The following is a 12,431-nucleotide window of genomic DNA, read 5'->3' on the forward strand; positions in this document are numbered from 1 at the left end:
CGCGGTCTTCGACAGGTACCTGACAGATTGTCGAACCACTTTGACACCGGGACTATAAAAACCAACCGGTTTCCGGGTTGGGTTCGTTTACCCATTCAGCATGGATATCGCATAAACCTCGTGCGACGATCGCACGTGCCTCTTGGTCTCTTGGCTGCCCGCGAGGTTTTGTATTGGCAGGCATACGAGGTCTGAACAAGTGGACCTTTCACATTGATCAGAAGAGTGAGGATCACACGAGCCAATTTATAAGATATCCACAGCTCATTCATAAGAGGGAAATAAATAAATGAAAGCCGGATTTGCATTCTGGATCAGGAGCACGGTGCTTGCGTTTGCCATGCTCGCGCCACTGCCTTCATCCGCAGCGGCGCCGCTAGGCACCAATCAGGGAGCGGAGTGGACAGCCGCTGCACAGAAAGACTTCTACAGTCGCGACCAGGGCTCGCGGATCATGCCGCTTCGCTGGATTGCCGCCCTGAAGCAGTCCAATGGTGAGCCTTTCATGGCTTCCAGTCTTAGCCGATATGGTTATCTGCCCAATGAGGATAGTCGTCCTGCCGGGCTACCGGTTGGCTTTACCGTTGGCAGCGGGAGCGGCGGCCAGGAAATCGGGATGACGTGCGCGGCTTGCCATACCCGCCAGATTGAGGTCAAAGGCGTTCCCTATCGCATCGATGGCGGCCCGGCGATTGTCGATTTTCAGAGTTTCCTCGCAGATCTCGATACGGCTGTAAATACTGTACTTACGAATCAACAGGCGTTTACGGATTTTGCCAATGCCGTGCTCGGCCCTGAGCCTACACCTGATGATAAAGCGAAATTGTTCGCGGAATTGGAGGTTTGGCATTTGCCCTATCATACCCTGATGAAAGGCGCATTGCCCTCACCTGCTTGGGGGCCAGCACGACTTGACGCCGTATCCATGATTTTCAACCGGCTCGCCGGGCTCGATATCGGTCCGGCTCCCATCTACATAATTCCCGAGAATATCAGACCTGCCGTCGCACCTGTTCGCTATCCCTTCCTTTGGAATGCAGCAATTCAGGACAAGACGCAGTGGCCCGGCTTCTCCAGCAATGGCACCGATATTTTAGGGCTCGCCCGTAATCTCGGCGAGGTCTATGGCGTCTTCGCTACTTTCCATCCAAAAAAAGATTGGAGCTTGCTTGGGATCGATTATCTGCACAAAAACTCAGCCGATTTTCAGGGACTCGAAGCTTTGGAAAACCTGGTGCGAAAGATAGGTCCGCCCCAGTGGCCATGGAAGATAAACCAAGCGCTCGCCAACAAGGGCAAGGCGATTTTTGCGCGTAAAACTGAGCAGGGCGGCTGCGTCGAATGCCATGGAAAAACCCCTTCTCTAGATCAAAAAACCTGGGCTACACTGGTTGTGGATGTGGGTACCGACTCGAGGGAATATGACATACTCGACTGGACCGTCAAAACGGGCGTGCTCGAAGGCGCGGAAATTCCCTTTATCGCCAAGCCGCTCAAGTCCACAGACATGGCCCTCAATGTTCTGAAAACTGCGGTGCTCGGGTCCATCCTCCAGCACTCCGTTCCGGTTTTGAAGAAAGCAGAGGATCAGGCACAGGTGAAAGGTGCTCAGTCTCTGTTTACGCCGGGGACGGAATCTCTGAAAAGTGCATTTAATGGATCTGCGTCCGGCACCGCACCTTCCTATCCCTATGAAGCCCGCGTGCTTGAAGGAATTTGGGCCGCTGCTCCGTATCTGCACAATGGATCGGTGCCAACGCTCGCTGAATTGCTGAAGCCGGCAGCCGAGCGGGTCAGTTCGTTCAAGATCGGTCCAGCTTATGACATAACCAATATAGGGCTCGCAGTCGATCAGACCGCGTTCGACTACACGCTGCAAACAACCGATTGTAGTGACCGGAAATCGGGAAACAGCCGCTGCGGCCACGAGTTCGGGACCAAACTATCGTCGGACGAGAAAAAAGCACTGCTCGAATATCTCAAGACGCTTTAATAGCTGGACATGTGTCGGTGGCATCCCCCTCTGCATCACCGAGAGGGATGCCACACTCGCCGATAATAAATTCATAATCCGTGCAATCGCTTATACCCACCTACTCACAATTAACACAGCGCGTTCACGAACTGCATGACAGCGCCGAGCATCCTGGCTTGTTGCGCGCCCATTCGGGACGCCTGGCCGCGAGCTCGTCATGCGCGAGTTGCTCGTCATAAGGACGTTTCAATACCTCCATCAGCCGCTCGATAACGGAGGCATCGCCCTGCTCCAGCGCTTCGATTGCCTGCTGCGCGAGATAATTGCGCGGCACATATTTGGGATTGGCGCGCTTCATTCGTTGATAACGCCTATCGGCAGGCTCATTATCCAGGCGAACCCGCGCGATATAGCGGCGAAGCCAGCCAGTCAGCTTGCTCATTTGGGCATGCGCGAAAGCCTGCTGCTCATCGTAGAATGCGCGGCGGAAAAACTCGGCCAACGCGCTATCCTCGATGCGGTCCGCGTTATCGGCCGCATCGCCCGCTGCGCTCTCACATGCGCCCTCCACGGGAATATCCATCAGGCAGCGGAAGAACAGCGTCATGTCAGTCTCAACCTGTTGCAGCAGCTCGAACAGATCGCTCACCAGCGTGTCGTCATCTTTGTGCTCCAGCGACGCCAGCCCGAGCTTGTCGGCCAGCATGCGACGCCATGTATTGTTGAAAGTTTCGCCAAAAACCGTCAGCCCCTGCTCCAGCATGGCATGATCCTCGATCAGAGGCGCAAGCGCGGCGGCCAGCCGGGTCAGGTTCCATTGTGCGATCTGCGGCTGATTGCCGAAGCAGTAACGCCGCCCCTGCGCATCCGTGGTATTAGGTGTCCAGCTCAGGTCGAAACCTTCGAGCCAGCCATACGGACCATAATCTATCGTGAGCCCCAGTATCGACATATTGTCGGTATTCATCACCCCGTGCACAAAGCCCACCCGCATCCAGTGGGCGATGAGCGTGCCCGTTCGCCGGCAGATCTCCTCGAACCACCTGGCATATATGGCAGGCGTAAAAGCTGATTCCCCACCCAGTTCAGGGAAATGTTCCCTTATCACGTAATCGGCCAGCCGCTTGAGGGTCTCCGGCTCGTCCTGCGCCGCAAGTATCTCGAAGTTGCCGAAACGCACGAATGAGGGTGAGACGCGGCAGACGATGGCGCCAGTTTCCGGCCGGGGATTGCCATCGTAAAACATGTCCCGCACCACGGAATCACCCGTCGCCACCAGGCTCAATGCACGGGTAGTCGGCACGCCCAGATAGTGCATGGCTTCGCTGCACAGAAATTCGCGCACCGAGGAGCGAAGCACGGCGCGGCCATCCGCAGTACGCGAGTATGGCGTTTTACCGGCCCCCTTGAGCTGCAACTCCCGGCGCACACCGTCCGGACAAAGTATTTCACCCAGGGTAATAGCGCGCCCATCGCCAAGCTGTCCCGCCCAGTGGCCGAACTGATGGCCGCCATAACGCGCGGCATAAGGTTGCATGCCTGGAAGAACACGGTTTCCGCCGAGCACCTCTACCGCCTGGCTAACAGGCGAGGCCGGGCGCGAGATTCCCAGCATTTCCCCCACGGGGTCAGCCCAGGCCAGCAACCGCGGTGCGCTCACTGGCGTTGGCTCCACCCGAGTGTAGCAGGCGTTTCGCACAGCACGCGGCACATTGTGCGTCGCTGGATCCCCCGGCAGTTCGCGCACGAAGCTATTGTCGAATTGCACATTATCCACATCGGTCAGGTCTGGCAGATCGACAACTGCTGGGCTACGCTTGAGATTGAGATGGCTCATTTATCTTCCTTGAATGGATAAGGTTTCTTGACACCGGTTCATGATAGACCTAAATTCGATTCAAAGACGTTTACGGGAGGGAAAGAATGCCCAAACTGACGGACTACGTCAAAATGGCGGCGGACGAGTATGTGCGTGATCGCGGAAGCACCGAACTCGATGCACGCTGGATTGCTGAATTCTTTCAGGACAGCGGCGTGCAGGATGCTTATCCGCACCAGGATCTGATTGCTTTCGCTGACATGGTGCAAAAGGAACCGAACCGGGAGGAGGAGCGAGCAACAAAAAAAGCGGCTTTTCACCTGGATAAAATGATCCGCCGCATAAGATTTCCGCCGAAAACATGAATATGCTGTTCATCTTGAAGAACATCCCGTTATTCCCTGCCTCCCTGCCGTCTCATCAATGAAACCTCGCTGTGGTTTTAAATTTATTGCGGGGGTGGAGGCGGTGGATTGCCGGGTGGTGGTGGTGGAGGCGGCGTCGCGGCGCCTGGCAAAGGTTGGCTCGACGTTTCTGCAGGCCGGTTACGAGAGTCATCCATGATCCGGCCGGAGACAGGGACACGATGGCCTTTGCCGTACATGCATTGCGTGTAACCCATATCATAACGGTGCTGCCGGATTTCGCCGGATGCCCTCGCGGTGCCGGTTCCCATCAGTCCGCCGAGCAGGAGGCCGCTGCCCGCGCCGATCGCAGCGCCGGTCCCTCCGGCAAAAGCGCCGCCTGCCGCCGCACCAACCCCTGTGCCGACCGCGGCAGTTCCTGCTCCGCTCATCACCGAAGCTCTATTCGGGGTCACGCCCTGGGCTTGCTCGCTGGCATAAAGCCTGCAGTAGCCGTCGTCATCACGAAATTGATCAAACGTTTTACCGGAGCCGGGCAGCGCCATTACGCTGGGGCCGCTTGGTATACTCGCACAGGAAACCAATAAAGACGCCAGAAGGAAAGGAGTTGATCTATAAGTTTTGGGCATTTCTATTCCTTATTTTATTGAGTTGCAGGCTGGGGAGCGACTTGCAGCCAGCCATCCGGGCATTTCTTTACATAGGGATAATATCCTTCTGGGTTTCTGCAATAGTGCCAATAATTCGTTGACTTCGGCGCTGGCGCTGCCGGCGGTGCAGGTTCTTGCTGCTGGATATAGACAGGTGGCGCCGTCGGCACGGCAATGACAGGCGGATAGGAATAATAAGGGGAATAATAAGGTGGGGCAAAACCGTACCTTCCGTAGCCATAGCCATAGCCCCCATAGCCCCCATAGCCCCCATAGCCCAGGCCAAAGCCGTAGCCCGGATAAAAACCGCCCACCCCATAGAAAACACTCAAGCCGTGCCGATGGCCGTGGTGATGGCCACCGTGGTGATGATGACCCCCATGATGATGGCCGCCGTGATGGTGATGACCCCCGCCGCCATGATGGCCGCCGCCATGGTCGCCCCCTCCACCGCCGTGATCGCCGCCTCCACCCTCTGCACCTCCGCCTTCGCCGCCGTCACCCTCATTGCTCCAGGCCGAACCAGCCGAAATCGAGCCTAGCGCCAGGAGGATGAGACATATAAGTTTAATTTTCACGTAGACTCACTCCTGTGACTTGGAACCTGCTCTTCACGACATGACAATGGATAACGATAAGATGGAACAGGCAGATTGGGTCTGCCTGAAGATTTAGAACACCGGATTATTCTGACGTTCCACTTGTCCGAATCAATTTTAGAGGCCCTTTGGAGGCCACCGGCAGCGGCTTCTGGTCGCCCCCATGCATCAGCACTATTTCTGCCTGGTTGAAGCGCCGAAAACACCAGAATCGCCCGATTGGGCGCATTAAAGCTTATGATTATTGTCGCTGGTCACGAATGTAGCTGCTTTTCCGGTGGGCCAGATTAAATTTGGAAATTTTTCAGCAAAGACTTACTGTCAAAGGAAGCCCTCATGACCTCCTCTTCGCTTTTTCAAAAATATACTGCTATCCACAACCGTACAACCGATTTAGTCGAGCCGCTTTTAGACGAAGATTGCTGTGTTCAGTCCATGCCCGAGGCCAGTCCCACAAAATGGCATGTGGGTCATATTTCCTGGTTCTTCGAAACATTTGTGCTGCAGCATTACGAAAAGCCGTTCAAGCCTTTTCACCCGGCCTTTCTTGCCATGTTCAGCTCCTATAACAAATCGGGGCAAACTCATCCAGATCCAAAGCGAGGACTCTTCACCCGACCTGCCTTGTCGGTGATCCGGGACTATCGGACCAATGTCAGCGAGCGCATGGAGCGGGTTCTGGATCGAGCGGTGGAAGACGAAATGTTGTCTACACTTGCGGTGCTCGGCATGCATCACGAGCAGCAGCATCAGGAACTCCTGCTCACCGACATCAAGCACCTTTTCTCGCAAAGTCCGTTGAGTCCCTGCTATAGGGAAATGCAGTCGCTGGATTCCCCGATATCCCACCCCCTGAAATGGCGCGGCTTTGAAGGAGGGTTGATCGAAATCGGCTATCACGGGCAGGGATTCAGCTATGATAATGAATCGCCGCAGCACAAGCAGTACCTTCAACCTTACCAGCTCGCATCGCGCCTCGTGACCAATGGCGAATATCTGGAATTCATGGAGGCGAACAGTTACAGCAACCCCAGCCTTTGGCTTTCTGAGGGATGGGACTGGATAAAGGCGCATGAGTGCAGCCACCCGCTCTACTGGCGATCAAATGGGGAATCCGGCGCCGATTGGCAGGAATTCACGCTCGGCGGACTGCGTCCGCTGGACTTGAATCTTCCGGTTATTCATATGTCGTTTTACGAGGCTGACGCCTTTGCCCGGTGGTCCAATGCCAGGCTGCCTACGGAGGCCGAGTGGGAAAATGCCGCCTCCCAGCAGGAAATCGAGGGCTGTTTCGCGGATAATAACCGTTTTCACCCTTTGGCCGCTGGTACTATTGCAGATGCAGACGGCGCAGGACTGGCTCAGCTATACGGCGATGCATGGGAATGGACGCAGTCGAGCTACTCGCCTTATCCGGGTTATAATCCCGCAAAACCAAACGCCAGCGAACCCATGTCTCTTGTCTGGAATGAAGCCGTGGGGGAATACAACAGCAGGTCGATGGTAAACCAGTATGTTCTAAGAGGCGGATCCTGTGCTATTCCGCAAGAGCGAATCCGCCCGAGCTTCCGCAATTTCTTCCCGGCCCAGACGTGCTGGCAGTTTTCGGGCATCCGCTTGGCGCGCGATGCAACTTGACCGACCATTTTGACCGGCTCAGTTCGAGTAATGCTCAACAGAGCGCAAGCCATGGAAAGAAATATGATAATAGCATTAAAGACCCTGTCCTTTGGTGTGGTTTCCCTCGCGTTGCTCGCCGGAGTGGCGGGTTGCTCAACGATGCACAAAACCACCCAATCTCAAAGAGCACCCATCGAACAACTTCTCATTAGCGAAGCCGTGTTACGAAGTCTTCCCGCCAGATCGGATGGTTTTCTGCCAATTCCATACGGCTCAAGCGTCATACTCGATACGTCCGGTATAAGCACGGCGGCAGGAACAAGCTCTGACCAGGTTCTTCTGCAAAAGACGTTGGTCGGGTGGCTGGGGCGGCAAGGATACGCTGTTCAGAAAAATGAGGAAAACGCTACGCATCGAATCAGTGTAATTGTGGGAGCCCTGGGTACAGAGCTAGGCGGCAATTTTTTTGGAATGCCTCCTGTCAGAAGTCAGATCATCCCTTTTTCGCTTCCCGAGTTGGCGCTCTACAAGGCGCAATATCAAACTGGGTATGTAACGTTTTACATGGACATCTTTGAATTACCTTCAGGCGCATTTATCCAGTCGACCCCTGCCTTCCTCGCCGAAACGTATTACAACGATTATACGGTTCTGCTGATATTTTCGTTTAAATCAACAGACCTCGCATCTCCTCCCCAAGTGGGCTCATATCGCAAGCCTAATCTCAATGGGATACTCGAGTAAAAAGACGGAGCAAAACCCCTCTTTCCAGAGCCAATCTCGTCGCCAATGGCTCCAGTCTTATCCCGATGCGCCAATTTCGAAGCGGCAGTGCGCTGCCATCCTGACAGCCTGTCGGACTTAAAGGAAATCGGCTACAAAAGCATCTGGCTGGTCGCTATTTCACTTTTTCGCTTCGATTCTTCAAGTCGGACAGGCTCCTAATCAATCGACTCGAGAGCCTGGGATATATCCTCAATGATATCGTCAATATGCTCGATACCTACGGATATCCTGACAAGACCTTCCGAAACCCCTGCGGCCTTAAGCTCATCCGGATTCAACTGCCTGTGAGTAGTGGATGCAGGATGACAGGCGAGCGACTTTGCATCTCCGATATTGACCAACCGCAGGATCATCTTCAGCGCGTCAATAAAGCGGCTGCCCGAAACCGAGCCGCCCTTTATCTCAAAGCTCAATAAACCCGAGGCTTTCCCCTTGCTTATCTTGTTGCACAGGTCGTGAAACTTACTGCTGGTCAATCCCGCATAATTAACTCTTTCCACCATTGGGTGCCCTTCCAGGTACTGTGCGACCTTCAGTGCATTTTCACAATGTCTTTCCATCCTCAAACCCAGCGTTTCCAGGCCCTGCAGTATTAAAAATGCGCTATGCGGCGACAATGCCGCGCCGGTATTGCGTAGCGGCACGACTCGACAGCGGCCGATAAAAGCGGCTTGTTCAAATGCCTCTGTGTAAACGACATCGTGATATGAGGGATCGGGCTCATTCAGCAAGGGGAAGCGTTCTTTGTGTTCTACCCAATCGAATTTCCCTGAATCGACGATCATCCCACCTACTGTCGTTCCGTGGCCGCCTATGTATTTCGTCAGGGAATGCACAACAATATCGGCGCCCAGTTTAAATGGCTGGCAGAGATAGGGGGTGGAAACGGTACTGTCAACAATCAGGGGCACACCGTGCTTATGGGCAATGTCAGCCATTTTTTCGATATCGACGATATGTCCGGCGGGATTCCCGATGGACTCGCAGAAAACCGCTTTTGTATTGCGGTCTATATGCCTCTCGACCCCTTTATAATCATCGTACGACACCATGCGCACATCAATTCCTTGTCGCGGGAATGTGTGAGCAAACAGATTGTAAGTGCCTCCATAGAGCTGACTGGTACTGACGATATTGTCGCGCGCGCTGGTTATACATTGAATGGCATAGGTTATCGCCGCCATTCCCGAGGCGACAGCCAGCGCTCCCACACCCTCCTCCATCTCTGCTATGCGCTGCTCCAGCACAGCATTGGTAGGATTCATTATTCGCGTATAAATATTTCCGGGCACCTTCAGATCAAACAGATCAGCGCCATGTTGTGTATTATCGAACGTGTAAGAGGTTGTCTGATAAATTGGAACGGCGGCGGCCCTGGTCGTAGCTTCGGATTTATACCCGTGATGCAATGCCAATGATTCTAATTTCATACTGGTCTCTCTTTTTTAATCAAACGTGGTTATGATGTGGACCACTTCCGGAGCGATACCGTAATTCGTTATCGATCTTCTTGACCTTGTCTTCGATTAATACGCGTCATTTCCCGAAAGACCGCCACATGCATTGATCCAAAGTATCCATTAATCTGGAAGTGAGTCAAGCAGAGGTTGTAGGGCGTAATAAGCGAAGCGCATTACGCCGCATGAGAGCTCCCTCATCGTTGCCCTGCCGTCGTTGCGCCCGGTTTCGGGCCGGCCAATTCTTCGCCGATTCAAAAAGCCGTTTTATTGCGATTGCTTCCATTATTCAGCAGCCCGAGCAACGCTATTGTCGGCTTTATCCGCAGGAGGCGCCGCGGAGGGCGCAGTGGGGGAATGGCTCACCACCTGCCTTTCCTGCGGGTTAACGAACTCGATACCCCACTCGCGGAAGCGCCGCAGAATCCGTCGATTGAAGCCACGCTGCACGGGCCATCTGCCGCTGTCCAGCGCGCTTATTTGTCCGAGAATGGTGATCGTCGATCCATCGACCTGATCCACACCCCAGATATTCACGTCGTCAAGGATCAGATCTTTAAATTCGGGGTCTGCGCGCATCTCGCCAGCGACGCTTCTAATGGCGGCAAATACCTTATCGACATCCGAATCCGCCGTTACACTTACCTTGATAGAAGCATTGCCGATGCCGCGCTTGAAATTAGTGACGGTGGAAACAGAGCTGAATGGCACGACATGCAGCGCACCGTCGACGGCGCGTAACCGGACTGTACGTATCGATAGATGCTCGACCGATCCAGAAACATCGGCGACGGTGATGAAATCCCCGACCTGAATGGCATTTTCCATCAGCAAAAAAATGCCGGTGATGAAATCCTGTACCAGCTTTTGAGAACCAAAACCCAATGCGACGCCGATAATGCTGGCACCCGCCAGCAGCGGTGCGATGGTGATGCCCAGTTCGTTTAGTGCGGCGAGCAGCACGATCATGGCAATAATGAAGAAGAGAGTGGTGCGCAGCATGGGCACTAATGTGCGCAAACGCGCGGCGCGCGCAACGTCGCCAGCCTCGGTCCACTGGTCGACGCGTCGGCAAACCGACGTATTGAAGGCCTCCCACGCCATCATCGCCACTGCGCAGGTTATCGCGATCGTGGCGACAGCAGAAGCCAGACGCCGGCCCACCGATCCGCTTTCGAACCATGAGAGCGTATCCACGCCCCAGACCTGCAATAACACAATAATGGCGACAATGGCTATCAATAAGGATACGGCACGGTCAACCAGCAGGTGATAAGTGCTTTTACCGGCAACCTCGGGAGCAACAAACTGTGACTGCTCTGTCTGCCCGATCTGGTCCGCTTTATTTTTACGATGTTCAATGAAAGCGCGGTCGATCGCACCCAGAACAAAAATCGATACCAGACTGGCGCCGACGATAACCGCCGCCGACAACGCAAAGAAATGCAGTACGCGCTGGAAGCCGTTTTCTGTCCCGACCGACCACAGCAGCCACGCAGCAACAATAAAAAGTGTCGCTACAAACGTCCAGCTATCGGCCAGTATTCCGCGCAGCCCAAACAGGGCCCCGTGGCTATCTTCGTTTGTTCCGCGGATTGCTGCCGCGGTGGCTTTGCGGCTGCGAAAGACCATTATCAGCAACATGATGTGAACAACCAGTCCAACCATTTTGGAAAGGGTGTCGTGAGTGTCCCGCGTTCCCCCCGTTTGCAGCGAGATATCGGCAATGGCGGTGCCAAACACAGCCACGATGACGATCCGCCGCATCCAGCAATTCAGGTAGTCAGCCGCACCATCGCTGATGTGCATCAGCCGCAGCCCTTGCCCGAGTGGAGACGCCATGAGATGAATCACACTCAGCACGACGCGGGTGGTTGCGTAAGCCTCGATAATAGGCAAGGTCGCGCTATAAAATATGGCGACCCGTCCCCCAAACGCATTTAATAGCGCGATGGCTATCGCCAAAAAGGCGGCCAGTGGGATCAACTCAAGCACCCAGTGGGCCAGCGCAAACGGGAGACGGCGCAGCAGGCTCAGGTGGCGATCAGCGGCTAGTGCCTTGCTGGCGCCAGGCGTAACAGGAAGATCTAGCGCGGGCACCGCATTATGGTCGGCGCCATCCCCTGCTTTCACTTTCGTGCTTCCCGGTCCCTCGCCTTCTCCCGGCTCTTCCGTGCGCCCAACCGCAGCCTGACGAGCTGCCGCGCGCTCCTCGACTATCCTGCGCGGCCGGGCAAGCGCACGCCGCAGCAGCCACTCCACGAACAAGGATCCCGCAAGTATGACCGCGACTTCCCACAGCGCGTCAAGCACCACGGCCCGGCGCTCCGGCACCCCAAGGTTATACTGCCACCAGTCGGCCACGGTTCTGACCTCAAGAAGCGTGCGAACGGCTGATCGCAACTGGTTCACAACAGTATCGAGGCGCTGTCCTATCAGATCGAATATCTGGGCGACCAGACCACCCTCCGCCAGCTCGATAGGCGCCGCTCCCTCAACCGCCGGTGCAGCTGGTGGAGAGGATGCGGCAGGTGGGACAGGTGCAGCGGATTCGGCGGGTACGGCCGATTCGCCCGGCGCATTCTCTGTAGCTTCTGCGATTGCATTGAGCGTCTGTTCGAGTTCCGCGCGCTTCCTGTCATCCTGAAGAATCGAGAGCGTACGCCTGGCTTGCGCTGGCGTAACACCATATTGCTTCACGGAATCATCCGCGTACGCGCCATTGAACGCGGGGCCGGTCAATAACAACACCAGCGACACCAGCACAGCAACTGACTTGCTAATTTCGGAAAACATGGACAGGTAACATATTTAAGCGAGGGAATACTTTAGCACGGGCAGGGTAACCGGGAACACGGGAGCCAGATTGCAACGGGGCTCCCTTCCACGCGGATTGAGTAAAAACGGGGGATAAGGGCGCTGCGCCTCCAGCATCGCTGATCGCTCACCGCAGAGGCAGTTCTACAACCCTTCCCCGTGCATGCTGAACTTCCTGCAAGGTGGTCAGGAACGGCTCGTCAGAAGTTCCTCAACACCTTATTATGAGTTCCTCAAGGTTTCACTGGGCTACCTTGCTGAACCGCATGCCTGTTTCAGCGTCGGGAGATTACATGTCCTGGTAGCGTTTCTTTATTAGCTTCGACCGACCGCCGAAATAAAC

At 55.0% G+C, this 12,431-nt stretch carries 9 protein-coding genes; 4 read left to right on the forward strand and 5 right to left on the reverse strand.

What is annotated here, in order from left to right:
* Positions 1-289: 289 nt before the first annotated feature.
* A complete protein-coding gene (locus tag BMX66_RS02290) occupies positions 290-1,993 on the forward strand; it encodes a di-heme-cytochrome C peroxidase (protein WP_090877975.1) in 1,704 nt (567 codons plus the stop codon).
* Between the two features lie 124 nt (positions 1,994-2,117).
* Here BMX66_RS02290 and BMX66_RS02295 read toward each other — a convergent pair whose 3' ends face one another.
* Positions 2,118-3,812, reverse strand: coding sequence for a protein adenylyltransferase SelO (locus BMX66_RS02295; RefSeq protein WP_090877977.1), 1,695 nt, complete (start codon positions 3,810-3,812; stop codon positions 2,118-2,120).
* 86 nt (positions 3,813-3,898) lie between these two features.
* On the opposite strand from BMX66_RS02295, the gene BMX66_RS02300 reads away from it, so the two are divergent.
* Complete coding sequence (locus tag BMX66_RS02300) at positions 3,899-4,159, forward strand: hypothetical protein (RefSeq protein WP_090877979.1); 261 nt, start codon at positions 3,899-3,901, stop codon at positions 4,157-4,159.
* 83 nt (positions 4,160-4,242) lie between these two features.
* Here the strand turns inward: BMX66_RS02300 and BMX66_RS02305 are convergent, their stop codons facing one another.
* Complete coding sequence (locus BMX66_RS02305) at positions 4,243-4,788, reverse strand: hypothetical protein (protein WP_090877982.1); 546 nt, start codon at positions 4,786-4,788, stop codon at positions 4,243-4,245.
* Positions 4,789-4,802: 14 nt separating this feature from the next.
* Complete coding sequence (locus BMX66_RS15265; protein ID WP_143058181.1) at positions 4,803-5,387, reverse strand: hypothetical protein; 585 nt, start codon at positions 5,385-5,387, stop codon at positions 4,803-4,805.
* A gap of 357 nt (positions 5,388-5,744) precedes the next feature.
* Here BMX66_RS15265 and egtB point away from each other — a divergent pair, with 357 nt between their 5' ends.
* Both egtB and BMX66_RS02325 read left to right on the forward strand, forming a co-directional pair.
* Complete coding sequence (egtB, locus tag BMX66_RS02320) at positions 5,745-7,046, forward strand: ergothioneine biosynthesis protein EgtB (protein WP_090877987.1); 1,302 nt, start codon at positions 5,745-5,747, stop codon at positions 7,044-7,046.
* A 63-nt stretch (positions 7,047-7,109) separates the two neighbouring features.
* Positions 7,110-7,772, forward strand: a complete 663-nt coding sequence (locus BMX66_RS02325; RefSeq protein ID WP_090877989.1) for a hypothetical protein — start codon at positions 7,110-7,112, stop codon at positions 7,770-7,772.
* A gap of 197 nt (positions 7,773-7,969) precedes the next feature.
* Here BMX66_RS02325 and BMX66_RS02330 read toward each other — a convergent pair whose 3' ends face one another.
* A complete protein-coding gene (locus tag BMX66_RS02330; protein ID WP_090877991.1) occupies positions 7,970-9,244 on the reverse strand; it encodes an O-acetylhomoserine aminocarboxypropyltransferase/cysteine synthase family protein in 1,275 nt (424 codons plus the stop codon).
* A gap of 312 nt (positions 9,245-9,556) precedes the next feature.
* Positions 9,557-12,067: a mechanosensitive ion channel family protein gene (locus tag BMX66_RS02335; RefSeq protein ID WP_090877993.1), complete on the reverse strand. Its 2,511-nt coding sequence runs from the start codon at positions 12,065-12,067 to the stop codon at positions 9,557-9,559.
* Positions 12,068-12,431: the final 364 nt, after the last annotated feature.

It is taken from the genome of Nitrosovibrio sp. Nv6 (assembly GCF_900110495.1).
Classification (GTDB): Bacteria; Pseudomonadota; Gammaproteobacteria; order Burkholderiales; family Nitrosomonadaceae; genus Nitrosospira.

Bases quoted from the DNA above. Each gene is read 5' to 3' on its own strand.
- BMX66_RS02290 (WP_090877975.1), top strand. From the start codon at position 290: ATGAAAGCCGGATTTGCATTCTGGATCAGGAGCACGGTGCTTGCGTTT.
- BMX66_RS02295 (WP_090877977.1), bottom strand. From the start codon at position 3,812: ATGAGCCATCTCAATCTCAAGCGTAGCCCAGCAGTTGTCGATCTGCCA.
- BMX66_RS02300 (WP_090877979.1), top strand. From the start codon at position 3,899: ATGCCCAAACTGACGGACTACGTCAAAATGGCGGCGGACGAGTATGTG.
- BMX66_RS02305 (WP_090877982.1), bottom strand. From the start codon at position 4,788: ATGCCCAAAACTTATAGATCAACTCCTTTCCTTCTGGCGTCTTTATTG.
- egtB (WP_090877987.1), top strand. From the start codon at position 5,745: ATGACCTCCTCTTCGCTTTTTCAAAAATATACTGCTATCCACAACCGT.
- BMX66_RS02325 (WP_090877989.1), top strand. From the start codon at position 7,110: ATGATAATAGCATTAAAGACCCTGTCCTTTGGTGTGGTTTCCCTCGCG.
- BMX66_RS02330 (WP_090877991.1), bottom strand. From the start codon at position 9,244: ATGAAATTAGAATCATTGGCATTGCATCACGGGTATAAATCCGAAGCT.
- BMX66_RS02335 (WP_090877993.1), bottom strand. From the start codon at position 12,067: ATGTTTTCCGAAATTAGCAAGTCAGTTGCTGTGCTGGTGTCGCTGGTG.